Source organism: Nocardia sp. NPDC060249 (genome assembly GCF_042728755.1).
Taxonomy (GTDB): Bacteria; Actinomycetota; Actinomycetes; order Mycobacteriales; family Mycobacteriaceae; genus Nocardia.
In genome coordinates, this window is the sequence record NZ_JBHXAQ010000001.1 from 534,576 (window position 1) to 560,213 (window position 25,638).

General features: G+C 68.5%; 28 protein-coding genes. 22 read left to right on the forward strand and 6 right to left on the reverse strand.

What is annotated here, in order from left to right:
* Window positions 1-98: 98 nt before the first annotated feature.
* Entirely contained in the window at window positions 99-890 is a 792-nt protein-coding gene (locus tag ACFWFP_RS02380; RefSeq protein ID WP_379292726.1) for a 3-oxo-5-alpha-steroid 4-dehydrogenase, read from the reverse strand.
* A 103-nt stretch (window positions 891-993) separates the two neighbouring features.
* On the opposite strand from ACFWFP_RS02380, the gene ACFWFP_RS02385 reads away from it, so the two are divergent.
* The 7 genes from ACFWFP_RS02385 (at window position 994) to trmD (ending at window position 5,923) form a co-directional block, all read left to right on the forward strand.
* Entirely contained in the window at window positions 994-1,812 is an 819-nt protein-coding gene (locus ACFWFP_RS02385) for a nuclear transport factor 2 family protein (protein ID WP_379292727.1), read from the forward strand.
* 127 nt (window positions 1,813-1,939) lie between these two features.
* Window positions 1,940-3,034 (forward strand): amidohydrolase family protein, encoded by a 1,095-nt coding sequence (locus tag ACFWFP_RS02390; protein WP_379292728.1) that lies wholly within the window; start codon window positions 1,940-1,942, stop codon window positions 3,032-3,034.
* 221 nt (window positions 3,035-3,255) lie between these two features.
* Window positions 3,256-3,834 (forward strand): Uma2 family endonuclease, encoded by a 579-nt coding sequence (locus tag ACFWFP_RS02395; RefSeq protein ID WP_379292729.1) that lies wholly within the window; start codon window positions 3,256-3,258, stop codon window positions 3,832-3,834.
* 203 nt (window positions 3,835-4,037) lie between these two features.
* On the forward strand, window positions 4,038-4,475 hold the full coding sequence (gene rpsP / locus ACFWFP_RS02400) for a 30S ribosomal protein S16 (RefSeq protein WP_379292730.1): 438 nt from the start codon (window positions 4,038-4,040) through the stop codon (window positions 4,473-4,475).
* The gene (locus ACFWFP_RS02405; protein WP_056811833.1) at window positions 4,475-4,717 is read left to right on the forward strand and encodes an RNA-binding protein; all 243 of its coding nucleotides are present in this window, start codon (window positions 4,475-4,477) and stop codon (window positions 4,715-4,717) included. The genes rpsP and ACFWFP_RS02405 overlap by 1 nt, the downstream gene beginning before the upstream one ends.
* Window positions 4,718-5,242, forward strand: a complete 525-nt coding sequence (rimM, locus tag ACFWFP_RS02410) for a ribosome maturation factor RimM (RefSeq protein ID WP_379292732.1) — start codon at window positions 4,718-4,720, stop codon at window positions 5,240-5,242.
* A 3-nt stretch (window positions 5,243-5,245) separates the two neighbouring features.
* Window positions 5,246-5,923 (forward strand): tRNA (guanosine(37)-N1)-methyltransferase TrmD, encoded by a 678-nt coding sequence (gene trmD, locus ACFWFP_RS02415; protein ID WP_379292733.1) that lies wholly within the window; start codon window positions 5,246-5,248, stop codon window positions 5,921-5,923.
* Window position 5,924: 1 nt separating this feature from the next.
* Here trmD and ACFWFP_RS02420 read toward each other — a convergent pair whose 3' ends face one another.
* Window positions 5,925-6,293, reverse strand: coding sequence for a VOC family protein (locus tag ACFWFP_RS02420; RefSeq protein WP_101466458.1), 369 nt, complete (start codon window positions 6,291-6,293; stop codon window positions 5,925-5,927).
* Window positions 6,294-6,687: 394 nt separating this feature from the next.
* Window positions 6,688-7,533 (reverse strand): LuxR C-terminal-related transcriptional regulator, encoded by an 846-nt coding sequence (locus ACFWFP_RS02425; RefSeq protein ID WP_379292734.1) that lies wholly within the window; start codon window positions 7,531-7,533, stop codon window positions 6,688-6,690.
* 96 nt (window positions 7,534-7,629) lie between these two features.
* Between ACFWFP_RS02425 and ACFWFP_RS02430 the strand changes: the two genes are divergently transcribed.
* From ACFWFP_RS02430 to ACFWFP_RS02500, 15 genes are all read left to right on the forward strand, one after another.
* Window positions 7,630-9,243 carry an AMP-binding protein gene (locus ACFWFP_RS02430; protein ID WP_379292735.1) on the forward strand — a complete coding sequence of 538 codons (1,614 nt, stop codon included), beginning with the start codon at window positions 7,630-7,632 and terminating at the stop codon, window positions 9,241-9,243.
* Entirely contained in the window at window positions 9,243-10,856 is a 1,614-nt protein-coding gene (locus ACFWFP_RS02435; protein WP_379292736.1) for an AMP-binding protein, read from the forward strand. The genes ACFWFP_RS02430 and ACFWFP_RS02435 overlap by 1 nt, the downstream gene beginning before the upstream one ends.
* 80 nt (window positions 10,857-10,936) lie before the next feature.
* Window positions 10,937-12,109, forward strand: coding sequence for an alpha/beta hydrolase family protein (locus tag ACFWFP_RS02440; RefSeq protein ID WP_379292737.1), 1,173 nt, complete (start codon window positions 10,937-10,939; stop codon window positions 12,107-12,109).
* Between the two features lie 47 nt (window positions 12,110-12,156).
* Window positions 12,157-14,538: a Tex family protein gene (locus tag ACFWFP_RS02445; protein WP_379292738.1), complete on the forward strand. Its 2,382-nt coding sequence runs from the start codon at window positions 12,157-12,159 to the stop codon at window positions 14,536-14,538.
* A gap of 28 nt (window positions 14,539-14,566) precedes the next feature.
* The gene (locus ACFWFP_RS02450; protein ID WP_379292739.1) at window positions 14,567-15,448 is read left to right on the forward strand and encodes a hypothetical protein; all 882 of its coding nucleotides are present in this window, start codon (window positions 14,567-14,569) and stop codon (window positions 15,446-15,448) included.
* Window positions 15,449-15,605: 157 nt separating this feature from the next.
* Window positions 15,606-15,947 (forward strand): 50S ribosomal protein L19, encoded by a 342-nt coding sequence (gene rplS / locus ACFWFP_RS02455; protein ID WP_071929278.1) that lies wholly within the window; start codon window positions 15,606-15,608, stop codon window positions 15,945-15,947.
* An 86-nt stretch (window positions 15,948-16,033) separates the two neighbouring features.
* Window positions 16,034-16,798, forward strand: a complete 765-nt coding sequence (gene lepB / locus ACFWFP_RS02460) for a signal peptidase I (RefSeq protein ID WP_379292740.1) — start codon at window positions 16,034-16,036, stop codon at window positions 16,796-16,798.
* A 136-nt stretch (window positions 16,799-16,934) separates the two neighbouring features.
* Entirely contained in the window at window positions 16,935-17,639 is a 705-nt protein-coding gene (locus tag ACFWFP_RS02465; RefSeq protein WP_379292741.1) for a ribonuclease HII, read from the forward strand.
* Between the two features lie 46 nt (window positions 17,640-17,685).
* On the forward strand, window positions 17,686-17,991 hold the full coding sequence (locus ACFWFP_RS02470; protein WP_011210678.1) for a DUF2469 domain-containing protein: 306 nt from the start codon (window positions 17,686-17,688) through the stop codon (window positions 17,989-17,991).
* Between the two features lie 91 nt (window positions 17,992-18,082).
* Entirely contained in the window at window positions 18,083-18,439 is a 357-nt protein-coding gene (locus ACFWFP_RS02475) for a YraN family protein (protein WP_379292742.1), read from the forward strand.
* Window positions 18,439-19,947 carry a YifB family Mg chelatase-like AAA ATPase gene (locus tag ACFWFP_RS02480; protein WP_379292743.1) on the forward strand — a complete coding sequence of 503 codons (1,509 nt, stop codon included), beginning with the start codon at window positions 18,439-18,441 and terminating at the stop codon, window positions 19,945-19,947. The genes ACFWFP_RS02475 and ACFWFP_RS02480 overlap by 1 nt, the downstream gene beginning before the upstream one ends.
* Window positions 19,944-21,125, forward strand: coding sequence for a DNA-processing protein DprA (dprA, locus tag ACFWFP_RS02485; RefSeq protein ID WP_379292745.1), 1,182 nt, complete (start codon window positions 19,944-19,946; stop codon window positions 21,123-21,125). Before ACFWFP_RS02480 ends, dprA begins: the two co-directional genes overlap by 4 nt.
* A gap of 227 nt (window positions 21,126-21,352) precedes the next feature.
* The gene (locus tag ACFWFP_RS02490; RefSeq protein WP_379292746.1) at window positions 21,353-22,276 is read left to right on the forward strand and encodes a tyrosine recombinase XerC; all 924 of its coding nucleotides are present in this window, start codon (window positions 21,353-21,355) and stop codon (window positions 22,274-22,276) included.
* Window positions 22,277-22,642: 366 nt separating this feature from the next.
* On the forward strand, window positions 22,643-23,008 hold the full coding sequence (locus ACFWFP_RS02495) for a YidH family protein (RefSeq protein ID WP_379292747.1): 366 nt from the start codon (window positions 22,643-22,645) through the stop codon (window positions 23,006-23,008).
* Window positions 23,005-23,304, forward strand: a complete 300-nt coding sequence (locus tag ACFWFP_RS02500; RefSeq protein ID WP_379292748.1) for a DUF202 domain-containing protein — start codon at window positions 23,005-23,007, stop codon at window positions 23,302-23,304. The genes ACFWFP_RS02495 and ACFWFP_RS02500 overlap by 4 nt, the downstream gene beginning before the upstream one ends.
* 195 nt (window positions 23,305-23,499) lie before the next feature.
* Here the strand turns inward: ACFWFP_RS02500 and ACFWFP_RS02505 are convergent, their stop codons facing one another.
* From ACFWFP_RS02505 to ACFWFP_RS02515, 3 genes are all read right to left on the reverse strand, one after another.
* The gene (locus tag ACFWFP_RS02505) at window positions 23,500-24,009 is read right to left on the reverse strand and encodes a DUF1990 family protein (RefSeq protein ID WP_379292749.1); all 510 of its coding nucleotides are present in this window, start codon (window positions 24,007-24,009) and stop codon (window positions 23,500-23,502) included.
* A 55-nt stretch (window positions 24,010-24,064) separates the two neighbouring features.
* Window positions 24,065-24,547, reverse strand: a complete 483-nt coding sequence (locus ACFWFP_RS02510; RefSeq protein WP_379292750.1) for a M23 family metallopeptidase — start codon at window positions 24,545-24,547, stop codon at window positions 24,065-24,067.
* 199 nt (window positions 24,548-24,746) lie between these two features.
* Window positions 24,747-25,481 (reverse strand): hypothetical protein, encoded by a 735-nt coding sequence (locus ACFWFP_RS02515; RefSeq protein ID WP_379292751.1) that lies wholly within the window; start codon window positions 25,479-25,481, stop codon window positions 24,747-24,749.
* Window positions 25,482-25,638: the final 157 nt, after the last annotated feature.

Consider the following 25,638-nt stretch of genomic DNA (forward strand, 5'->3'; position numbering starts at 1 on the left):
CAAACCACACCTTTTCTTTCCCCTAATTCCTCATTTTTACCTTGTTAAAGCGGTGTGGTGGCCCCATAACCCCCACCACCACGGCTTTTCTCGTGCGCTCAGAGGGCGCCGGGAATCAACGCTTTCCGCTTCGCCGGGTAGTCGGCGAACTTCTCCCGGTACCACCGATGGGTAGCGAAGGCGCGCGGCACCAGGTTCCCGGCGGTGATCAAAAAGATCACGACACCGGCCAGCGACCAGGTGAGCAGCGCGAACCCGGCCCAGGCGATCAGTTCGCCGAGATAGGCCGGGCTGCTGACGAAGCGGAAGCCCGCGCCGTGCGGGATGCGGTACTCGGCGGCACCGGGGTTGTTCTTGTCGCGCAGGTTGCGCACGATCGCCTCCGACCGCACCAGCAGGCCGAATCCGCACAGGTACACGACCACGCCGATCAGGAAGCGCGGATCGGTGAGCCATGCGGCGCTGTACTGGTTCATGAAGTCGTTGCTGAAGAACGCACCGTTGAGGTAGCCGTGCAGGGCCGTCACGAACACGCCCGCCGCGACCACTGAGACGTTGAAACTGCTCTTCTTGCCCGGCACCTGCCGGATGGAGAGCGGGAAGAACCAGCCGCGATTGCTGTAGTGCAGTAGCCAGATGGCGGCCAATATCAGCGGCACCGGTTCGAAGCGATCGGGGCCGCTGAGATAGAACACCGCGAACACGACGGTCGCGGGCAGCTCCATCAGCCACCAGCCCAGCTTGGGGTTGAGATTGAAGCCGACTTTGTTCGACGCGAAGCGGCCGTAGGGGCTCTGGGCGAACAGTCCGCCGACGATCACGAACGCGGCGAAGGCGAAGGCGATGGTCAGCACTGTGTCGTAGGTGGTGTTCCCGGTGTACCAGTCCATCGAGATCCTCTTGTCCAACAGGCGTGGGCACGATCGCCGACGCAAAACTAGAACACGTTCTATCATGGATCGCGCAGGGGGAGCGTGAGTATGGAGGACCTACATGCCGTTGGACCGGACCGACGAAGACCTGCTGGCGGCGGTGCGGGCGTCACCGCGTGCCGTGGCGGCGCACGACAAGACCGCCTGGGTCGGCCTATTCGCCGAGCAGGCCGCCGTGCACGACCCATACGGCTCGCGCGAGCACATCGGCCGCGACGCGATCGGGCGCTTCTACAACGTCTTCATCGCGCCGAATTCCATCGCCTTCCGTGTCGACCGTGATCTCGTCGCCGGGTACACAGTGGTGCGTGACCTGCACATCGAGACCACGATGTCGACCGGCGCCACCGTCACCGTGCCGATGCATCTGCGCTACGACCTGGTCGGCACCGATGGCGGCTGGCGAATCGCCCGGCTCGCCGCGCACTGGGAGCTGGGGGTGATGATCGCGCGACTGCTGCGCACGGGGCCGTCCGGACTGCTCGCGGGCGCGAAGCTCGGACCGCAGCTCGTCGCCGAGCTCGGTGTGGGCGGTGCGATGGGCATGATGCGGGCGCTGCGCGGGGTGGGTGGCTCCGGCAAGCGCATCGTCGGCAGGCTGTTCGCCGCGGCCGCATCCGGCGATTCGGGTGGCGTGCGGGTACTGCTCGATGAGCGGACGGTGGTCGAGCTGCCCGCCGGGAACCCGATCTCGGTGGCGGATTTCGCCGATCGTGCGCGAGGCATGGAGTGGGACAAGATGATCGCCGCCGGCCGCACGGTCAGCGTGAGCGTGCGGGTCGGTGCGGCACCGGGCGTGGCGTTCGTCGACTTCGCGCCCGGCTCGGCGCGTATCGCCAGGGTGACAGTTTTTCTCGACGGGAATCCGTCGGGCAGCTAGCGACGCGGCCGGCTCTGCCCTGATGGTTGTCCTCAGCTAGGCCTTCACCGCGCCGACGCCGGAGCAACCGGCTCCGGCGCGGCGTCACCGGCGGTAGGTTGGTGGCGTCGACGGCGAGGAGGTCTTCATGCACGTGCGCGGGGTGGTTCTGCCCGGTGACGAGGAGCGCGACCTGTGGGTCGTCGACGGCCATGTGACCTTCGAGCCGGTCGCGGACGCGGACATGCTGTGCCGGACCGGCTGGATCGTGCCCGGCCTGGTCGACGCCCACTGTCACGTCGGCATTCGCTACGGCGGCGGCGAAGAGACCCACGAGGGCGCGATCGAGCAGGCCGAGACCGAACGCGACGTGGGCGCGCTGCTCCTGCGCGACGCGGGCTCGCCGATCGACACCCGTTTCATCGACGAGCACGCCGAGCTGCCGCGGATCATCCGCGCGGGCCGCCACATCGCCCGCCCCAAGCGCTACATCCGCGAACTCGGCATCGAACTCGACGACGAACGGGACCTGCCCGAGATCGTCGCCGAGCAGGCCCGCTTCGGCGACGGCTGGGTGAAGATCGTCGGCGACTGGATCGACCGGTCGGTCGGCGACCTGCGGCCGCTGTGGAGTGACGACATCCTGAAGCAGGCCATCGACGCGGCCCACGCCAACGGGGCCCGGGTCACCGCGCACGTGTTCGGTGAGGACGCGCTGCCTGGTCTGATCAACGCGGGCATCGACTGCCTCGAACACGGCACCGGCATCACCGACGACACCATCGAGCTGATGGTGGCCAACGGCACCGCCCTTGTCCCCACCCTGATCAACATCGACACCTTCCCCGGCATCGCCGACAGCGCCACGAAGTTCCCGGTCTACGCCGCCCACATGCGCGACCTGCACCGGCGCGTCCGCGACACCGTCGGCAAAGCCCACGAGGCAGGCGTCCCGATCTACGCCGGCACCGACGCGGGCGGCTCCATCCGCCACGGCCGCATCGCCGACGAGATCACCGCCCTGTCCGGCGCCGGCCTGTCACCCCACGAGGCCCTCGGCGCCGCCTCCTGGAACGCCCGCACCTGGCTCGGCCGCCCGAGCATCGAAGAAGGCGCCCCGGCCGACTTCGTCGTCTACGCCGAGGACCCCCGCGCCGACCCGGACACCCTCACCGACCCGCAGTGGGTCGTCCTGCGCGGCCTCGTTGTCAAAACCCCGAACCCCGTCACCGGCCACCGCTGAGCCCCGTCTCCGTCCCGCCGTTCGGGTGCGAAGTACGCGTGCGCACTTCGCGCGTAACGCTCACCAGTTTCGCGCGTAACCCTCGCCCGGCTTATATACAGTGGAGTCGAGCGGTCGGCTGGTGACTACCACGCAGTTCGTTGCCCGCCGCGTACTCTGGTCGACCGCACGAGTTCGGATCGAGCGAGCGCCAAGCGAACGGGAGATCGGACGGAATGACCATGAGCGCCGAGGTTTCGATGATCCACCCGTTGGGCCCGAAGACTGTGGAAGACTGGCTCGCCGAAGAGCAGCCGGTCGATGGATCTCGACTCGAACTCATCTGGGGGTACCTGCACATGACGCCGCCGCCGGGTGGTCCGCATCAGTACGCCGCAGGTGAGTTGTTCGTGGTTCTACGGGCCGCTGTTCGTGCTGCTGATCGCTCAGATCTCACGGCGCTTCCCGCTGTCGGCGTCCGGATCAGTACTCCCTTTCGGATTGGCATCATCCCAGACGTCGCTGTGGTCAGTGTTCCGCCCGACCGCGTCAACTTCGCTGCGGATGACCTGGTGTTGGCTGTGGAAGTTTGGTCACCCGGCAACAGCCGTGAGGAACGAGACACAAAAATCGCGGCCTATGCCTCGGCGCGGGTTCCGTATCTGTGGATCGTCGAGCTCCCCGCTGGCAAGCCCGCACGGTTCTGGGGCTACACGCTGGGCGAGTCCGGCTACCGCCAGGAAGTGTTCGCCACCGATGGCGAGACGGTGAAGGCGCCTGGCCCGGTGCCGGTGGTGGTCGACACCTCGCAGTTGCGGTGAGGTAGCACGCGACTGGCGGAGGCGATTTCCGGCCGCGGCGGGTCGTCTGGCAGAATGAACCCTCGTCCTTCCTGGACAGTGTCAGCCCGTCTCCGGTTCCGTACCGCGCGGCGGTCACGCACGCATGCGCGAAACCGGACCCGCAGACCATGCGGGTCGCCGAATCGCGTGGTGACCAAACTACTGAAAGAAGACTGACCAGCATGGCTGTCAAGATCAAGCTCACTCGTCTCGGCAAGATCCGCAACCCGCAGTACCGCGTCGTCGTCGCCGACGCCCGCACCCGTCGTGACGGCCGGGCCATCGAGTCCATCGGCCTGTACCACCCGAAGGAAGAGCCTTCGCTGATCCAGATCGACGCCGAGCGCGTCGCGTACTGGCTGTCGGTCGGCGCGCAGCCCACCGAGTCGGTGCAGCGTCTGCTGGAGATCACCGGCGACTGGCAGAAGTTCAAGGGCCTGCCGGGCGCCGAGGGCACCCTGAAGGTGAAGGCCCCGAAGACCTCCAAGCTGGACCTGTTCAACGCCGCGCTGGCCGCCGCCGACAACGAGCCCGTTGCCGAGGCCGTCACCCCGAAGAAGAAGGCCGCCAAGAAGGACGAGGCTGCCGCTGAGGAAGCCGCCACCGAGGCTGCCGAGTAATGACTGCTGTTGTTGCCGATGCCGTCGAACATCTGGTTCGCGGCATCGTCGCCAACCCAGACGACGTCCGTGTCGAGCTGCTCACCGGACGTCGTGGACGCACCGTCGAGGTACACGTCCATCCTGAAGACCTGGGCAAGGTGATCGGGCGTGGTGGTCGTACCGCGACCGCGCTGCGCACCCTGGTCGCCGGCATCGGCGGCCGTGGGATCCGGGTCGACGTGGTCGATACCGACGCCTAGATGGAACTCGTCGTAGGTCGGGTCGCCAAGTCGCACGGCGTGCGCGGCGAACTCGTCGTCGATGTGCGCACCGACGAGCCGGACGTCCGGTTCGCGCCGGGTGCCACCTTGCGCGGCAGGATGCCGAAGTCCTCGGCGACCCGTGACTACACCGTGAAGTCGGCCCGAGAGCACTCGGGCCGGCTTCTGGTGTTCGTCGACGGGATCGACGACCGCACCGCCGCCGACGCCCTGCGTGGCACGTTGTTCGTCGTCGACAGCGATTCGCTGCCGCCCTCGGAGGACGACGACGCCTTCTACGACCACGAGCTCGAAGGCCTGCGGGTCGAGTTCGCCGACGGCGCGCTCGTCGGCACGGTCACCGAAGTGCTGCATTCGGCCGCGGGCGAGCTGCTATCGGTGCGCGCCGCCGACGATGGGCGCGAAATTCTCATTCCCTTTGTCACCGCCATCGTGCCGACGGTTTCGCTCGCCGATGGACTGGTGGTCATCACCCCGCCCGAGGGCCTGCTCGATCCGGAGTAATTCGTGCAACTCGACGTCGTCACGATCTTCCCGGAGTACCTCGAGCCGCTGCGTACCGCGCTGCTCGGCAAGGCCGTCGACAAGGGCCTGATCTCGATCGGCGTGCACGATCTGCGCAACTGGACGCACGACGTGCACAAATCGGTCGACGACTCGCCCTACGGCGGCGGTCCCGGCATGGTCATGAAGCCCACCGTCTGGGGCGACGCCCTGGACGAGGTGTGCCCGGACGACGCACTGCTCGTCGTCCCCACGCCGGCCGGTGTGCCGTTCACCCAAGCCACCGCGCAGCGCTGGGCCACCGAGCAGCACCTCGTGTTCGCCTGCGGGCGCTACGAGGGCATCGATCAGCGCGTCTTCGACGATGCCGCCCGCCGTGTCCGCGTCGAAGAGGTGAGCATCGGCGACTACGTCCTCATCGGTGGCGAGGCCGCGGTGCTCGTGATGACCGAGGCCGTGGTGCGTCTGATCCCCGGCGTGCTCGGCAATCAGCAGTCCCACCAGGAGGATTCGTTCTCCGACGGACTCCTCGAAGGTCCCAGCTACACCCGGCCGGTGTCGTGGCGTGGCCTCGACGTGCCCCCCATCCTGCTGTCGGGCGACCATGCCAAGGTCGCCGCGTGGCGCCACGAACAGTCACTGGAACGCACGGCGCGACGCCGTCCCGACCTGCTGCCCTGACCTATCCCGCGATCACGCGGGTGGTGATACAGAACGGGTGCCCGGCGGGGTCGAGCAATACCCGCCAGCGCGGATCCGGTTGTACCGGTGCGGGTTTGGCGCCGATCGCGAGGGCGTGCTGTTCGCACAGGTCCAGGTCGGCGTCGGCGGCCAGGTCGAGGTGCACCGCGGCGGTGCCGGGCCACTGCGGCGGAAAGTAGTCCTCGACGCGTTGCGCGGCGACCGTCAGTCCCGACGGGATGCGGATCCCGACACTGTGCGCGTCGTTCCACAGGACACGGCCACCGAGCAGCCCGAGGTAGAAGCGGGCGAGGGACTCGGGGTCGTCACAGTCCAGTGAGAGGCCGGCCAGTTGAAAAGGCTCCGTCATCGAAGCGACGCTACCGGGCCGAACCAGCACCGAGATTGTTTTGCGCTAAAGACATTTGGGTATCCATCCACGTCATTCTTTGTGCGATCGTCCATACTGAGGGTTGCTGGTTCCATCCGGAACGGGTTCGGGACCGGTGTCCGTCGGCGCGGTCGGGTCGGACACGACGAGGCCGAACGGGCTGTGCGCCGATGTTCCCAGTACAGACCCTGCGGCCCTGGGTGATCGGGCGCTGCCCGAGTGCGCGCTCGGTGACTTTCGTCGTGCGGGTCTCGCGCCCACGGGTGAGACCTTGCCGGTCCGCGCGGCCGGTCCGGGGGCATTGCATCAGATCCGGCGGGCGAATGACGGTGATATATCCCACATGTGGCGCCGGGGTTGACGGAGTCGTGAGTCAGGGCAGCAAGCCGTGCCGACGTGCCCGCGCCACCGCCTCGTGCCTGGTGCCGGCATCCAGCTTGCTCATCGCCTGCCGCAGGTAACTCTTGACGGTCTCGGCGCCGAGCGAGAGCCGAAGCGCCGCTTCCTGATTCGTGCAGCCGAGGGCGATCTGGGCGAGCACGTCGAGCTCCCGCCGTGACAGCCGCGGCGCATCGCCGACGGTCTCGCCGGTCAACACTCCGGTCAGTCGTTCGCACACCCCGGAAAGCCGGTCGCGCAGCGCGAGATCGCCCGTGGTGGTCGCGATGGCGCGAAGCTCGGCGTGGATCTCGCGCAATTCCTCGGTCGCCGCGGGCGTGGTCGTCGTCGGCGGCGTCGCGAACTCGAGCAGCCGGACCCGCCGGTCCACCTCGTCGCGGACGGCGATCTCCGCGGCCAGTCGCTTGCCCGCCTGCAGGATCACCTCGGCGGTGCGGTCACCGAGGGGCCCCGTGCCACGAGTAGCGGCGTAGAGCACGGCGCGGGGTCGGTCGGCGACCAGCACCGGCACGGCCAGCACCGACCGCAACCCTTCGCCGACAACCGCGGCGTCGTAGTGGTGGGTGATCGCGGACGAGCCCCGATAGTCGGCCACCGACGCCGGTCTGCGGTACTCCATGGCCTGCCCGCCGAGCCCGGAGGTGCGCAGCACCGACAGCCCACGCAGACCCGTGGTGAGGGTGCCGACGAACTCGGTGAGCAGCAGGGTGTCCTCGTCCACCGCGCCGCCGAACACCACCGGGACACTCGCCCGGCCCGCCACCCAGCGGATCTCGGCGCGCAGCGCGTCACCGTCGCGCGGGCGCAACAGGGAAGTCATGGATCACCCCTTTTCGGGGGTAGTAGGGAACGTGAGCTATGCCACATTCTAGGACAGACCCGGTGGCCGATACCCGGGTGATGAGGAGAAGCTGCGATGACTACCGATCTGGACGTGCGGGTACGCGACCTGCTCGACCACTACGACCGACCCGAGGCCTGCGCGGCCGATCTGCTCTGCGATCGGCACCCGGCCGGGCAGATCGCGTTCACGGTGATCGAGTCCGACCTGCGCGCCTACGAGCTGACCTACGGTGAGCTGCGGGAGCGTTCGGCCCGGTTCGCCGCCGCGCTGGCCGAACTCGGCGTCGAACCCGGCGACCGGGTGGCGACGCTGATGGCGAAGTCGGTCGAGCTCGTGGTGGCGCTGCTGGGTATCTGGCGCCGCGGCGCGGTGCACGTGCCGTTGTTCACCGCCTTCGCGCCACCGGCCGTCGAGTTCCGGCTGACGGCGAGCCACGCGAAAGTCGTTGTCGCCGATGCCGACCAGGCACCGAAACTCGCGGCGGCCGACTGCCGGACGATCATTGCCGGTGACACCGACCTTCCCGGCGCGCTGCGCTTCGGCGATCTGCTCGACGGGCACCGGTCCGACGACCCGCGTGCGCGGGCGGTGCCGGTCGGTGGCGACGGCCTGCTGGTCCAGCTGTTCACCAGCGGTACCACCGGCACTCCCAAGGGCGTGCCGATCCCGGTGCGCGCGCTGGCGTCGTTGCACGCCTACCAGGAGTTCGCCCTGGACGTGCGCCCCGAGGACGTCTACTGGAACGCGGCCGATCCGGGCTGGGCGTACGGCCTCTATTACGCGATCCTCGCGCCGCTGGCCACCGGCGTGCGCAGCCTGCTGCTGCACGCGGGGTTCTCGGCGCCACTCACCTGGGACGTGCTGCGGCGCTTCGGCGTCACCAACTTCGCCGCCGCGCCGACCGTCTATCGGGCGTTGCGCGCCGACAGCACGCCTGTCCCGGAGGGATTCGCGCTACGCCGGGCGTCGTCGGCGGGCGAGCCGTTGACCCCGGACGTGGTGGCCTGGTCGCAGCGCACACTCGGGGTACCGGTGCGTGACCACTACGGCCAGACCGAGCACGGCATGGTGATCTGCCACGCGTGGCATCCCGCCCTCGATGTGGTCGCCCCGCTCGGTTCGATGGGCAGGCAGCTGCCGGGGTGGTCCTGCGCGGTCCTCGCCGACGACGTCGACACCGAGGCCGCGCCCGGTGAGATCGGTCGGGTCGCCATCGACACCCACCACAGCCCGCTGCTCTGGTTCCTCGGCTACCTCGACGATCCGGAGCGCACCGCGAGCCGATTCACCGCCGACGGACGCTGGTATCTGACCGGCGACGTCGGCTCGCGCGACGCCGACGGCTGTTTCCGCTTCAGTTCCCGCGACGACGACGTGATCATCATGGCGGGCTACCGGATCGGCCCGTTCGAGGTGGAGAGTGTGCTGGTCCTGCACGAGCAGGTCGCCGAGGCCGCCGTGGTCGGGATGCCCGACGAACTGCGCGGCGAGGTGCTGGAGGCCTTCGTGGTGCCACGTACCGGCATCGAGGGCGGCGCCGAGCTGGCCGCCGAACTACAGCAGCTGGTCAAGGACAAGTTCGCCGCCCACGCCTATCCGCGAAAGATCCACTTCGTGGACGGTCTGCCCAAGACGCCGAGCGGCAAAGTGCAGCGGTTCCTGCTGCGCGGCAAGGAGATCCGGTGATGTCAGAGCTCAGCTACAGCTGCGGCCCCGCCGACGTCGCACTACTCGGTGACACGATCGGCGCGAATCTGGACCGCGCCGTAGCGGCCCATCCGACGCGGGACGCCCTCATCGACTGCCCGACGGGACGTCGCTGGACCTACCGCGAGGTGGGTGCCGCCGTGGACGCCGTCGCGACCGGTCTCGCCGCACACGGCGTCGAACCCGGTGACCGGGTCGGCATCTGGGCACCCAACTGCGCGGAATGGTTCCTCGTGCAGTACGCCACCGCGAAGATCGGCGCCGTCCTGGTCAATATCAACCCCGCCTACCGCACCAGCGAACTCGAATACGTCCTCGTCCAGGCGGGGGTGCGCACGCTGATCGCCGCTGCGGAGTTCAAGAGCTCGGACTACGTCGCGATGATCGAGCAGGTCCGGCCGCGCTGTCCCGCCCTGGAACAGGTGCTGATCCTCGGCACCGAGCAGTGGCGGCAGGTGGCCGAGACCGTGCCGGACGACGAACGCCTCGGCGCGATCGCCGAGACGCTGTCGGCCGACGATCCGATCAACATCCAATACACCTCGGGAACAACGGGTTTCCCGAAGGGCGCGACGCTGAGTCACCACAACATCCTCAACAACGGGTTCTTCGTCGGCGAGCTGTGCGGATACACCGAGGCCGACCGGGTCTGCATCCCGGTTCCGTACTACCACTGCTTCGGCATGGTGATGGGCAATCTCGCGGTCACCTCCCACGGTGCGGCCGCGGTGATTCCGGCGCCGTCGTTCGATCCGGCCGCGGCGCTGGCCGCTGTCGCCGCCGAACGCTGCACTTCGCTCTACGGTGTCCCGACGATGTTCATCGCGATGCTGGCCGAACTCGACTCCGGCCCCGACTACGATCTGTCGAGCCTGCGCACCGGCATCATGGCGGGCTCGCCGTGCCCGGTCGAGGTGATGAAGCGGGTGATCGATCGGCTGGGGATGAGCGAGGTCTCCATCTGCTACGGCATGACCGAGACCTCGCCGGTATCCACGCAGACCCGACGCGACGACAGCATCGACCGCCGCACCGCCACCGTCGGCCGGGTCGGCCCGCACCTCGAGGTGAAGGTGGTCGACCCGGAGACGGGGCGCACCGTGGCGCGCGGCGAACCGGGTGAACTGTGCACCCGCGGCTACTCGGTGATGCTCGGTTACTGGGAACAGCCCGACAAGACCACCGAGGCGATCGATGCCGCCCGCTGGATGCACACCGGCGACATCGGTGTCATGGACGCCGACGGCTACCTCGCGGTCACCGGCCGGATCAAGGACATGGTCATCCGCGGCGGCGAGAACATCTACCCCCGCGAGATCGAGGAGTTCCTCTACACCCACCCCGACATCGTCGACGCTCAGGTCATCGGCGTGCCCGACGACATGTACGGCGAGGAACTCATGGTCTGGCTCCGTCTGCGCGAGGGCGCGACACCCCTCGACGCCGATGCCGTCCGCACCTTCTGTACCGGCCGCCTCGCCCACTACAAGATCCCGCGCTATGTGCACGTGGTCGACGAGTTCCCGATGACGGTCACCGGCAAGGTCCGCAAGGCCGAGATGCGCGAACTCGCCAGGGAGATCCTCGGCTGATCTCGGGCGCCGCTCCTTCTTGCTAGCGTGTTCGCGACGGGTGGGCGTTCGCAGACCGGCCGCGAATGGTGATGGGGGAGATGGTGTTCCGTAGGGCAGCAGTTGTGTCGATGTCGGTCTGCGCGTTGGTCGCGACAAGTGTGGGTGGCGCCGACGCGGGGCCGGGTGGTGTCGGCGTTCTCCCGAGCCCCGGTGGCGCCGTGCCGGTCGGCTCTACGACGCTGCATCTGGTCGACGCCGGCCGTCAGGACCCGTTTCAGCCGGACCGTTCCAGGGAACTGATGGTGTCGGTGTTCTATCCGGCGACCGAGGTTCACCGGTACCCGCGAGCGCATTACGCGTCGACGGAGCTGATCCCGGGATTGGAGAAGGAGCTCGGGGTCGAGCTCCCCGGCGCGCTGACCCACGCCTACCGGGGGGCACCGGCGCAGGCCGCGAGCACCTATCCGGTCGTGCTGTACACGCCCGGCGCGGGTGTCTCGCGTGTCCTCGGCACCGGCCTCGCCGAGGATCTGGCCTCGCGCGGATACGTGGTGGTGACTGTCGATCACACCTACGAAACCGGCCCTGTGGTCGAGTTCCCCGGCGGTCGGCTCGTGCGACCGGCCCTGGCGCCCAACGGCTTCGACACCGCGATCCGCGAGAAGTACATCGCGGCACGGCTGCTCGATCTCCGGTTCGTCCTCGACTCCCTCGCCGGACTGGCCGCGGGGACCAATCCCGACGCCGAATCCGACCCCCTGCCCGCCGATCTGGGCCGGGTGCTCGACCTGGACCGGATCGGCGCCGTCGGGCATTCGTCGGGCGGGCACGCCGCCGTCGAGGCCATGCACGAGGACCGTCGGATCGACGCGGCCGTCGACATGGACGGACAGATCGGTGTGGACGAGGCATTCGGCCGCGCGGTGACCGAGGGCGTCGACCGGCCCACCCTGGTCCTGACCAGCGCTCAGATCGAGGAAGTCGGTGATGCAAATCCGTCCCTCGACGCGTTCTGGCAGCGAGCCACCGGCTGGAAACGTCATCTGGCCATAGCGGATTCGGCGCACTACGACTTCACCGACATGGCGTCGCTGGTACCCGCACTCGCCCGGCCCGCCGCGTCGACCTACATCGGCGCCATCGAGCCGGATCGCATGGCGTCCCTCGTGGGGGACTACGTCGCGGCGATGTTCGACAAGTTCCTGCGCGAGCGCACCGACACCGTGCTGGATCGTCCGATCACCGAACCCGAGGTGCGGACAATCCGCTGACCTGGGTGCCAGCGAGGTGTCGGTCATGAGCTGTAGTCTCTGCGGCTGTGACGACAGCGCCCGAGATCGCCGACAGCACGACCACCATCGCCAGCGTAGGCAGGCGGATCGCCGATGAACTGGGGGTGCGCGAGACCCAGGTCCGCGCCGCCGTCGAACTGCTCGACGGTGGTTCGACGGTTCCGTTCATCGCGCGCTACCGCAAGGAGGTCACCGACGGCCTCGACGATGCCCAGTTGCGCCAGCTCGAGGAACGGCTCGGGTATCTGCGTGAGCTCGACGAGCGCCGCGGCGCGATCATCGAATCCATCCGCGGCCAGGGCAAACTCGATCCCGCCCTGCACTCGCAGCTCATGCTCGCCGAGACCAAGGCCCGCCTGGAAGACATCTACCTGCCGTACAAGCCCAAGCGCCGCACCAAGGCGCAGATCGCGCGCGAAGCCGGACACGAGCCGGTGGCCGACGCGCTGATCGGCGACCCGAGCACCGATCCGGCCGCCTACACCGCCGAACAGCTCGACGGTGCCCGCTCGATCCTGGTCGAACGCTTCGCCGAAGACGCCGACCTGGTCGGTGAGCTGCGTGAGCTGATGTGGAAGCGCGGTCAGCTCACCTCGACGGTGCGTGCGGGCAAGGAGGAGGCGGGGGCCAAGTTCTCCGACTACTTCGAGTTCAGCGAGCCCTTCCACAAACTGCCCTCGCACCGGATCCTGGCGTTGCTGCGCGGGGAGAAGGAGGAGATGCTCACGCTGCATCTCGAAGCCGACACCGAAGAACCGGCACCCGGCGAGCGCACCCTCTACGAGGGCCGCATCGCGGTTGCCTTCGGCATCGCCGACAAGGGCCGTCCGGCCGATTCCTGGCTGCTCGACACCGTTCGCTGGGCCTGGCGCACCAAGCTCGCCGTGAGCCTGGGTATCGATACCAGGATGCGATTGCGCCAGGCGGCGGAGAAGGACGCGGTCGACGTGTTCGCGGCGAACCTGCGCGACCTGCTGCTCGCCGCGCCCGCGGGCACCCGCACCACCATGGGCCTTGACCCCGGTTACCGCACCGGCGTCAAGGTCGCCGTTGTCGACGCCACCGGTAAAGCTGTCGCGACCGAGGTCATCTACCCGCACAAGCCGCAGGGACAGACCGAGAAGTCGCTCGCGGTGCTGGCCGCGCTCGTCGCCCGCTTCGACGTGGAGCTCATCGCCATCGGCAACGGCACCGCCTCGCGCGAGACCGATGCCCTTGCGGTGGAACTGATCTCGCGGATCCCGGAGAACAAGCCGACCAAGATCGTGGTGTCGGAGGCGGGCGCCTCGGTGTATTCCGCGTCGGCCTACGCCTCGGCCGAATTGCCCGACATGGACGTGTCGCTGCGCGGCGCGGTCTCCATTGCCCGGCGTCTGCAGGACCCGCTCGCCGAACTGGTGAAGATCGATCCCAAGTCGATCGGCGTCGGCCAGTACCAGCACGACGTGTCCGAGACGCTGCTCGCGCGCTCGCTGGGCGCGGTCGTCGAAGACGCGGTGAACGCCGTCGGTGTCGACGTGAACACGGCCTCGGTGCCGCTGCTCTCGCGCGTGTCGGGTGTTTCCTCGTCGGTGGCGGAAAGCATTGTGGCCCACCGTGATCAGAACGGGCCGTTCAACAGCCGCAAGGCCCTGCTCGAGGTGCCGCGCCTGGGGCCGAAGGCTTTCGAACAGTGCGCGGGCTTCCTGCGCATCCGCGGCGGCGCCGACCCACTCGACACCTCCGCCGTGCACCCCGAGGCCTACCCGGTGGTGCGCCGCATTCTCGAACACACCGGCCGGGAGATGGCCGAGGTCATCGGCAACACCAGCACTCTGCGCGCGTTGAAGCCTGTGGACTTCACCGACGAGAAGTTCGGTGTGCCCACCGTGAGCGACATCATCGCCGAGTTGGAGAAGCCGGGTCTCGACCCGCGTCCGGAATTCAAGACCGCCGAGTTCGCCGCGGGCATCGAGAAGGTCGCCGACCTGAAGCCCGGGATGGTGCTCGAAGGCGTCGTGACGAATGTGGCCGCGTTCGGCGCGTTCGTCGATGTCGGCGTCCACCAGGACGGACTCGTGCACGTGTCGGCGCTGTCGCACACCTTCGTCAAGGATCCGCGCGAAGTGGTGAAGTCCGGCGACGTGGTGAAGGTGAAGGTGCTCGAGGTCGATGTCGCCCGTCAGCGGATCGGACTCACCCTGCGGCTCGATGACGAGCCGGGCAAGCCCGCGCAGGGGGACAATCGTGGGGGTGGCGCGCCGCGCGGTCAAGGTCGTGGACAGCAAGGCGGCCGTGGTCCGGCACCCGCCCGCAACCAGGGCCAGGGGCGCCAGGGCAACGGCGGCGGAAACCAGCGCAAGCAGGCGGCCGCACCGAGCGGATCGATGGCAGACGCCCTGCGCGCGGCTGGTTTCGGCAACAAGTAAGTAGCGACTCGACGACAGGGCGGGCGGCATGCGACGGTGGCTCGAGGAAGAGGTGATCGCGCACGGCCGCCTGCCCCTGCTCTGTTTCCTGCTGGGGTTCATCCTCGGCTTCGTGGTGATCCGGGTGAGCGTGCGGATGATCCGGGCCAATGTGCGCTGGTGGCCCGGCAACGTGAAAGCCGGCGACACCCATATCCACCACATGGTGTTCGGCGTGATCACCGTGCTGCTGTCGGGCATCGGGCTGATCGCCACCGCCGAGGACTCCACCCAGGTCACCTCGAGCGTGCTGGCCGCGATCTTCGGGATCGGCGCCGCGCTGGTGCTCGACGAATTCGCGCTGATCTTCTATCTCCGTGACGTCTACTGGTCCGAACAGGGCCGCACGTCGGTGGACGCCGTCTTCGTCGCCTTCGCGGTGACCGGTCTGCTGCTGCTCGGCGTACAACCGGCCACGTTTCTGGACTACGACGACTTCCGGGCATCGCGCGGCGTCGGGGTGCGGGTCGGGGTGGCGATCACGATCACGGTGAATCTGGTGCTCGCCGCGATCGTGATCGCCAAGGGCAAGATCTGGACCGGGCTGTTCGGCATGTTCTTCACACCACTGCTGCTGGTCGGCGCGGTGCGATTGAGCAGACCGGGCGCCCCGTGGGCGCGCTGGCGCTACGGTCACCGGCCCAAGACCATGAACCGCGCGGTCGCGCGGGAGCGGCGCTACCGTCGCCCGGTCATCCGCGCGAAGATCTTCATCCAGGACCTGATCGCGGGCAAGCCCGATGTCGAGCACGCGCGCACGGCCGCCGAGGCGGAGCTGGCGCGTACCGTTGTCCCAGCGCCCTCCGCGCCGCCGCCGCATCCACACCTGCTGCCGCGCCGCCGAGCCGACCAGACCGACGACGACCAGTGAGGCCCGATTTCGATCAGGGCTACCCGGTCTGGCACAATGAACCGGTTGCCTCGGCCGAGTCATGTCCGAGAGCACTCCTGTTCTGAGCACGAACCGGTCGAGCGCGCGAGTGCCGCCAGGTTCCTCTGTTCACGCAAAGAATCCGAAAAGGTGGAAAATGAACACCCTTGATTTCGTCGACGAGAAGTCGCTGCGTAGCGATGTCCCCGACTTCCGTCCGGGCGACACCCTGAACGTGCACGTGAAGGTCATCGAAGGCTCGAAGGAGCGCATCCAGGTCTTCAAGGGCGTCGTGATCCGGCGCCACGGCGGCGGCATCGGCGAGACCTTCACGGTCCGCAAGGTGTCCTTCGGTGTCGGTGTCGAGCGCACCTTCCCCGTGCACAGCCCCAACATCGACCACATCGATGTCGTGACCCGCGGTGACGTGCGTCGCGCCAAGCTGTACTACCTGCGCGACCTGCGCGGCAAGGCTGCCAAGATCAAGGAAAAGCGCTGATCTCGCAGTAGCACTTGGCAGTACCAGAATTCTTCAGGTAGCCCGGTACCCGACTCACGTCAGGGTGCCGGGCTACTCTGTTCGGCGTGGCAGACGAAAGTGAGTCGGTGTCGGTGTCCGATTCGGGTGACGAAGGTGGGCGGCGCAGAAAGACGCGCGGCGACAAGAAGCAGCGCCCGTTCTGGCAGGAGCTGCCGATACTCGTCGTGATCGCGGCTGTGATCGCCGCGTTGATGGTGACCTTCGTCGGTCGGCCGTATGTGATCCCCTCGCAGTCGATGGAGAACACGCTGCTGATCGGTGATCGCATCTACGTCCAGAAGATCAGTTATTACGGCTCCGAACCCGGACCGGGCGACGTGGTGGTCTTCGTCGGACCGCCGTCGTGGAACGGGCACTACAAGTCGGTGCGTTCGGACAACACCGTCGTGCGCGGTCTGCAGAACTTCCTGTCCTACTTCGGGCTGGTCCCGCCGGACGAGAACGATCTGGTCAAGCGCGTCATCGCGGTCGGCGGGCAGACCGTGCAGTGTTGCGATCCGCAGGGCCGCGTCATGGTCGACGGCAAACCGCTCGACGAGCCGTACATCAAGAAGGACTACCCCTGGTTCACCGATCGCCCCAACGCCGTGTACCCGGCGGGGCGGGTGTTCGGTCCGGTGAAGGTGCCGGAGGGCAATCTGTGGGTGATGGGCGACAACCGCAACGAGTCGGCTGATTCGCGTGCCCACGTCAGCGACGATCTGCAGGGCACCGTGCCGGTGGACAACGTCCGTGGCAAGACGGTGTTCAAGATCTGGCCGCCGAGCCGGATGGGCCCAGTGAAGACCGAAAACGCCCAAGAGAACTAACGCGATGAGGACGAGTGTTCTGGGCCCAGTGAAGACCGAGAACGCCCAAGAGAACTGACACGTTGAGGAGGGGTGTTCCGGGGCGAATGCGCACCCGGAACACCCGGGCGAACTGACGCGACGGGACAATCGAACTGTGGGGCAGGATCGGACCAGCTGGCCGCCGCGGATGGTGATGCGCCGGGCGGCGGGACTACGCACGCTCGAGGCCGCGCTCGTGCGCGGTGGCCTCGCGCCGGTGGCCGGGGTCGACGAGGCGGGGCGCGGGCCCTGCGCGGGCCCGCTGGTGGTCGCCGCGTGCCTGCTGGCGCCCAAGGCCTACGACAAGCTCGCCGGGCTCGACGACTCCAAGAAACTCACGGAGGCGGCTCGTGAGGAGCTGTTCCCGGTGGTTCAGCGATTGTCGCTGGCCTGGAGCGTCGTGGTGGTGCCGGCGTGGGAGATCGACTCGATCGGGATCCACGTCGCCAATATCGAGGGCATGCGCCGAGCCGTCGCCGGCCTCGAACGCACCCCCGGCTACATCCTGACCGACGGATTCAAGGTTCCCGGCCTGCCCGCACCGTCACTGCCGGTGATCGGCGGCGACGGCACCGCGGCCTGTATCGCCGCCGCGAGCATCCTGGCGAAGGTGACCAGGGACCGGATGATGGTCGAGCTCGACGCCCAGCTACCCGGCTACGGTTTCGCCGCGCACAAGGGCTACAACACGCCCGAGCACACCGCCGCCCTGCGGCAGCTCGGACCGAGCACAGAACACCGCCGTTCCTGGCGGAATGTGCGCGAGCTCGAGGTGCCCGGAGGTAGCCGAGTGGCTACGCGCGCGGCACATGCGCGATGATGTCACCAATGAACGCGGCGCTGCTAGCAGGAGGACGTCCCACCCGATGAGTGCTGAGGACCTCGAGAAGTACGAAACCGAGATGGAACTGTCCTTGTACCGCGAGTACAAGGACATCGTCGGCCAGTTCTCGTACGTGGTGGAGACCGAACGGCGCTTCTACCTGGCCAATTCGGTCGAACTGCGTCCGCAGAACGCCGACGGCGAGGTGTATTTCGAAGTGCGGATGAGCGATGCGTGGGTATGGGATATGTACCGCCCGGCACGGTTCGTCAAGCACGTTCGGGTGATCACGTTCAAGGACGTGAACATCGAGGAGCTGGAGAAGCCGGACCTGCGCCTGCCGGAGTAGTTGTCCACAGGGGCGCGGTTATCCACAGGATTTCTGTTTGCCCAGGTCGCGGGTGACAGCGACGCGAGCGTCGGTGGCCATGCTTTCGCTCATGGCACACAAACAGGCGCTCGGCGCGTATGGGGAGAAGCTGGCCGCGCAGTATCTGTGCGAGTCGGGGATGGAGATCGTCGCCCGCAATTGGCGGTGTCGATACGGTGAGCTGGACCTGATCGTTCAGGACCCGTCGATCACCGCGTTCGTCGAGGTCAAGACACGGTCGGGGCTGGGGTTCGGAACCCCGGCCGAGTCGGTCACCTTCAGCAAGCAGCAGCGAATCCGCCGGCTGGCGCTGCTGTGGCTGGCCGAACAGGACGGGCCGTGGCGGCGGATCCGCTTCGACGTCGTGTCGGTGCTGGTCCCGCGGGGCCGCGGCCCGGTCATCGATCATCTGACCGGCGCGTTCTGATGGCGCTCGGGCGGGCGCTGTCGGTGGCGGTGACCGGGGTCGACGGGCTGCTGGTGGAGATCGAGGCCGATATCGGCCAGGGTCTGCCCTCGGTGAATCTGGTCGGCCTGCCCGATACCGCCCTGCAGGAATCGCGTAATCGAGTGCGTTCGGCGGTGGCCAATACGGGGGAGAAGTGGCCGGACGGCCGGGTGATCCTGGCACTCTCGCCTGCGACGTTGCCGAAAGTGGGCAGTGTCTACGACCTCGCGCTGGCCGTTGCGGTGCTCGACGCCTCCGGCGCGGTGCCCGGCGAGCGGCTGGTGAAAACGGTGCTGCTGGGGGAGCTGGCGCTGGACGGCCGGGTTCGGCGGGTGCGTGGAGTGCTGCCCGCGGTGATCGCCGCCCGTCGGGCCGGGCTGCCCACGGTGGTCGTGCCTGCCGAGGCGGTGGCCGAAGCGGGGCTGGTCGAGGGGATCGAGGTGCTCGGGGCGACGAGCCTGCGGGCCGTGGTGGCATGGCTGCGCGGGGAGGGCGAGCTGCTCGAACCCGACGGCGTCGTGCCGGGGACGCAGACCCCCTGCGGTGACCTCAGCGATGTCGTCGGGCAGGACGAGGCGCGCTGGGCGCTGGAGGTCGCTGCGGCAGGCGGACACCATCTGCTGCTCACCGGGCCGCCCGGGATCGGCAAAACGATGTTGGCACAACGTCTTCCGGGCCTCTTACCGCCGCTGTCGGAAGCGGAATCGCTGGAGGTGACCGCGATCCATTCGATGGCGGGATCGCTGACGGCCGAGCACCCGTTGCTCACGCTGGCTCCTTTTGTCGCGCCGCATCATTCGACGTCGGTGACCGCCATGATCGGCGGCGGTTCCGGCATGGCCCGTCCCGGCGCGGTGAGCCGGGCCCATCGCGGGGTCCTGTTCCTCGACGAATGCGCCGAGATCGGCACCAAAGTCCTGGAGGCACTGCGAACTCCGCTCGAAGAGGGGGAAGTGCGCATCGCCCGGCGCGACGGCGTCGCTCGGTATCCGGCCCGCTTCCAGCTCGTCTTGGCGGCGAATCCCTGTCCGTGCGCTCCGGCACGCGATGTGGACTGCATCTGCGCGCCACTGGCACGACGCCGCTACCTGGGCAAACTGTCGGGGCCTTTGCTCGACCGCATCGATATCTGGGTCCAGATGCACGGGCAGGCCGGTGCGACGTTCGGTGACGAACAGGCCGAGAACAGCAGCACGGTGGCCGAACGCGTGGCCAGGGCACGAGCCCGCGCGGCGCAGCGGTGGAGCGAGGACGGGTGGACGACCAATGCCGAAGTGCCGGGCCATATTCTGCGGAAGCGATTCACGTTGCCACGGGAATCGATCGCACCGATAGAGACGGCCTTACGGCTGGGGCGCATGTCGGCCCGTGGTGCCGATCGGGCCGTCCGCGTTGCCTGGACGGTCTGCGATCTGCGCGAAGGGGAGCTGCCCACCGTGCAGGATGTGATGTCGTCGTTGAACTTCCGGCAGCGGGGCGCGCAATGAGCGAGTCGCGTGCGGTCGGCGAGGTGGTGGATCTCGACGGTGATCCGGACGAACGAAGACTCGCCTGGGTGTACCTGTCGCGGGTGGTGCAGGGTCCGTGCGCGCCACTGTCGGCCTTGATCGCCTCGGTCGGGGTGTGCGAGGCCGCGCGCGCTGTCCGTGAGCACGAATTGCCCGCGGCACTGCGTGGACCCACCGCCACGCGGCGGGAGATCGACTCGGCGGCAGCGGATCTGGAAACGATTGCTCGTCTGGGCGGGCGGGTGATCACTCCCGACGACGAGGAATGGCCGGGCTGGCGAATGCTCGGACTCGATCAACTCGACAGCGAGCGTGATCGCGAGGCGGCGGTCCCGCTGGTGCTGTGGGCGCGGGGACCTCTCTCGCTTCGCACCGCGTCCGAACGTGCTGTCGCAGTGGTCGGTTCGCGCTGTAGCAGCGGATACGGGTTGCAGGTGGCGAGCGAGATCGCGTGCGACCTGGCGGGCCGGGGCTGGACCATCGTCTCCGGAGCGGCCTTCGGCATCGACGCGGCCGCGCACCGGGCGGCCCTCGCCGTCGGCGGAACCACCGTCGCGGTCCTCGCCTGCGGCGTCGATCGCCCCTATCCGGCGCAGCACGACCGCCTGCTCGCCGCCATCGCCGAAAGCGGTCTGGTCGTCAGCGAATACCCGCCAGGCGTCTCGGCGCAGAAACACCAGTTCCTGGCGAGGAATCGGTTGATCGCGACACTCGGGGACGGCGTTCTGGTGGTCGAGGCCGGCCTTCGCAGCGGCGCTCGCAACACCGTGAAATGGGCCCGCAGGCTGGGCCGACCCGCCATGGCCGTGCCGGGGCCGGTCGGGTCGGCCTCCTCGGCAGGCTGTCATCGCATGATCAGAGAGGGCGAGGCACTTCTGGTAACCCGAGCCGAAGACATCATCGACGAAGCGGGTCCCCTCCGCCTCCCTGTCGGCGGCAGTGGCTCGGCCGACCCCGCCGGCCACCTCCGCGGCGCCGAAGCCGAAATCTACGCGGCTCTGCCCATCATCGGTTCCCGTCTGCCCCGCGAACTGTCCCAGCAATCCGGCGTGGACCTGGCCACGGTTCGCGCGGTCCTGCCGAGCCTGGAACTCGCCGAACTGGTCGGCTGCGATTCCGATGGATGGTTTCGGACATCCGGTCGACGGGCGAGCTGACGGCGGTGCGCGACCAGCCGGTGATGCGGACATCGACGGTCGGGCGAGCGCGGGTCTGTCCCGGCTGTGCGGGATGTTTCGCGCGGAATCGCGACTGAGCGCTTCACCCGGCAGGGCGACTATGGGTGCGGAAACGAACAGTCCGGCAGAGTGGCCGTTCGGTCGGCTCATCGTCGGCGGCGGCGTGGTGGGTTGCGTGGGGGACGGGGAAGGGTGACGGTGGGGTCATGGATGTGTTGCCCGATGACCTGACCGCGTTGCTCACCGAGTTCGGGCGGCATCTGCGGTTGGGCCGGAATCGGTCGGCGCATACGGTGCGGGCGTATCTGGGGGATGTGCGGTCGTTGCTCGAGCATCTGTACGCACGGTCGCCGGATTCGGCGGTGCGGGAGCTGGATCTGCCGTTGCTGCGGTCGTGGTTGGCCGAGCTGGCGGCGGCAGGGGTGGCGCGGACGACCCTGGCTCGGCGGGCCTCGGCGGCAAGGACTTTCACCGCGTGGTTGACCGAGACCGGCCGGCTCGGTGTCGACCCGGGACTACGTCTGCAGGCCCCGAAAGCCCATCGCGTGCTGCCCGCGGTTCTCGGCCGCAATCAGGCCGAACAGGCCATGGGCGCGGCGGAATCCGGGGCGGCGCAGCAGGATCCGATGGCGTTGCGCGATCGGCTGGTGGTGGAGTTGTTGTACGCCACCGCGATTCGCGTCAGCGAGCTGTGCGGTCTCGATCTCGACGACATCGACCGGGAGCGTCGGCTGGTGCGGGTGCTCGGCAAGGGCAACAAGGAGCGCTCGGTACCGTTCGGTGGTCCGGCCGATACCGCGCTCGACGCCTGGCTGCGGGCAGGCAGACCCTCGCTGGTCAACAGCAACTCGGGCCGCGCCTTGCTCCTCGGCCAACGCGGCCGCCGCCTCGACCAGCGCCAAGCGCGCGCCGTCGTCCACGACGTCATCGCCGCGATCCCCGGCGCTCCCGGTATGGGCCCGCACGGTCTACGCCACACCGCCGCCACCCACCTCCTCGAAGGCGGCGCCGACCTCCGCGTCGTCCAGGAACTCCTCGGCCACGCCAGCATGGCAACCACCCAGCTCTACACCCACGTGTCCGTAGAACGCCTCAAACGAGTCCACGATCAGGCCCACCCTCGCGCCTGATCGTGTCGAGCGGATTTTCGGCCAGTCCCGTCCGCGGCCGACTGGCTGGAGCGGTCCGGGCCGCCTCCTGCGACTGGTCGCCTTGAAACAGTTCACGCCTTCCCTGCCGTCGGCAGGTGACCTCGGCCTGGCCCGCAACGTGCCGATTCTCATGTCCGGTCTGGGGAGTCAGCTCCCGGAACAGTGCCCGGAGCGGGAGTTTCTTGCAGGGCGGGGAACCCTCGCGCGCACGTCATGGAGTGCGCACGATCGGCGCCGCGTTGTCTCCACACAGATCAGCGGCGACAACATGATCGACGCCGCGCTCGTGCGGATCGTCGGTGGGTGGGCCGGGGTAGCGCATGATGGGGACAGGAGGTGGTGGTCGTGACGTTGCCCGAGGTCGGGGCCGAATCCGACGACGGCGAGGAGGAAGTCGACTATCGGTTCACCCTCGCCAACGAACGGACGTTCCTGGCGTGGATCAGGACCGCGATCGGTCTGCTCGCCGGCGGCGTCGCGGTGCACACCCTCGTTCAGCCGACTCGGCTGGCCGGATTCGCCGGTGCCATCTCGATGATCTGCCTGCTCATGGCGCTGGCCGTCGCGCTCGCCGCCTTCCGGCACTGGCGCCGGGTCGATCTCGCCATGCGGGCCGGGCGACCGTTGCCAGGAACTGTCCTGGTTCCCGTGTTGTCGGCCGGTGTGGCGATCGTGGCCATGATCGCCTGTGTGGCGGTCGTGCTCTCGTGACCGCACCGACGCTGGCGATGGAGCGCACGGCCCTGGCCTGGCGACGCACCTCGCTCGGCGCGGCTGCCTGCGCCCTGCTCTTCGTGCACGAGGCGTCTGCCGACGGTGGGCCGACCTGGCCGATCCCGCTCGCCGCCGCCACGGTCGCGCTGCTCCTGGCCGGAGTCGGCTGGTCGCGCGGCCGCGCACTCAGTCGCGGACACTGTGGCACCGCGCACCGATTCGTCGCGACCACCACCCTCGCCGTGGCGACCGTCTCCCTCATCGCGGCAGTCACCGTATTGCTCAACGGGTAGCTCGCGCCCACCCTGCGACGGACTCGGCACCGAGGTCGAGATCGAAGCGATCGTCCGTCGGGAGATCGACGAAAGACGTTCCGCGGCAGCTGAATACGACCGACTCGGTGCGATCGACCGCCGCGATCGGGTGAGCGCAGAAGCCGACGCGCTGGCGGCGCTGCTCTGACTCCCGTACCCGTGCGGGCTGGGACGTCAGTTGGTGGGCAAGGTGTTCAGGTAGCGGTGGGTGAACCAGCGCTGGATCAGCCGGGCGACGGGTCCGCCGAGGCGGACATACCAGGCGCCCGGTTTGGAGAAGGCGGTGATCAGGCCGTAGACGGTGTCGTCGGTCGGGTCGTATTCGACGGCGAACAATTCTTCGCCGACCTCGGGGTGTCCCGGCAGCGTCCCGTAGGCGAAACCCCGGCGGTCGGGTTCGTCGAGGACGTAGACGACGCGGCAGGGCGCGCTGATGTTCAGCGGCCCGATGCGGAGTACGACCGTCAATTCGGTTCCGGGCTGCGCGGTTTCGGTGTCGGCGCCGCGAAAGGTGCCGACGTCCTTCTGTATTCCGAAGCCGAGAATGTGGGTGGCCGCGCGCTCGAACAGCTCGCGGCCGTGGCCGATCGGCCGCCGATTCCGGAACCGGTGGTATCCGCCGGGCATCGTGGCGCGGGTGGCGCCCACGTCGGGGTAGGTGAAAGGCGCTGATTTCTCGGACACGCCTCGATTCTCGTCCACGACCGGATGTCTCGGGGCGGGGTGACCGAGCGTTTCGTCACATCGGCTCCAGCGGTTTCAGCCGGACCGGCACCTCGTGCAGGAGCCCGAGCGGGTCGACGTATTCGCGCCGGTTGTGGGCACCGGACTCGCGGCGGGCTCCCCAGTGCAGGCACGCGGCGACCGGGCACCCCTCGTGTCCGGTCACCAGCGTGCCGATCGCCGTACCCCTGACCACCCGGCTTCCCACCGCGACCTTCGCCGTCACCGGTTCATAGGTGGTGCGCAAGCCGCCCGGATGATCGATGGACACCACCGGTTTGCCCGCCACTTCCCCCGCGAACACCACGACGCCGTCGCCCGCCGCCAGCACCGTCTGCCCGGCGAACCCCGCCAGATCCACTCCCCGATGCCCCGGCAGCCAGTTCCGCTCCGGCTTGTCGAACCGGCGCTCCACCGTCGGCCGCGGCCGCAACGGCCAACCGAACGAGCCCGATTCAGCCGCATCGGCAGGCACCGCCCCACTGAGCACGATCGCCACCGAACAGAGGACCCCCAGAACTCGTCCGAGAACCGACCGCGACCGAGCCGGCGTCCGTCGCAACGTCTCGCGCAGGCAAGCACACGTGCCCCGGTCGGGCACCCCCGGCCGCGCCCTGTGGTGGAGCCGGGACCGATCGACCCGAAACAAGTGGGTCGTCACCTTCGGCCCACCATTGCGACGCTCGACCATCGCGGGCTCAGCGGTGTGGTCGTGGTGCCGGCACACGCTGCTGCGCCGCCAGCGATCGCAGCAACTCCCGCACAACCGCGGGCAGCTCCGCCGCCGACCCGCTCCCGCCGCGGGCTCGGACCATGACCTCGATCTCCGGCCGAGCCCCCGCACCCCGATCGGCCCCCTGCGGCCGCCCCGGTGCGGAACCGAGGTCATGAATCGTCACCTGCACCGGAACAGGGGCGGGAACAAGCTCCCCCCGGGGCACGGTCACCGGAATCGCGGTCGATTCCCGGCCGCAGGAGACGGTGCCGGACGGAGGTTCCCACGGCTGGACAGACAAACCGTTCTTCCGCACACCTTCCGGCGCCGGTCTCGGCGGGAGCACCACAGCTACCGCCGCTCCGAGGATGATGGAGACAGGTCCGCCTGCCGCCGCCGGTTGGCCTGTCGAGGTCGGCGCCTTCTGTGGGTCGGGCGCGGGCGGCGGTGTCGGGACCGCGCCGGGCACGGCCGCACGCTGCGATGGGCGATCCGCCTGGCCGACCCGCTCGGGTGGGCGGGCCGGGACAACAGCCCCGCGCGCCCCGCCGCCGGCGCAGATCGGCGATGGTGGGATCGTCGGTGCGACTTCCGCGGTGGAAGGTCGAGCCGCGGGCGCAGCGCCGCTCTCGGGGTGTGCCGCGGCCGGTGCGGCAGCGACCCCCGCCGCGCAGAGCAACGGAAACGTGGTGATCAGGGTGCGTGTCAAGGTGTTCATGCCCCAACTCTGGGCGGCGGACAACCGCATCGGGACGCCGATTTCGGGAATGTGGACAACTTCCCCGGATGTGGATATCGCGTCCTTCATTCGCGAAATGGGCGGTCGTTGCGCAGGGGCGATTTCGGACCTGGCCCTGCTCCGCGTAGACTGAACA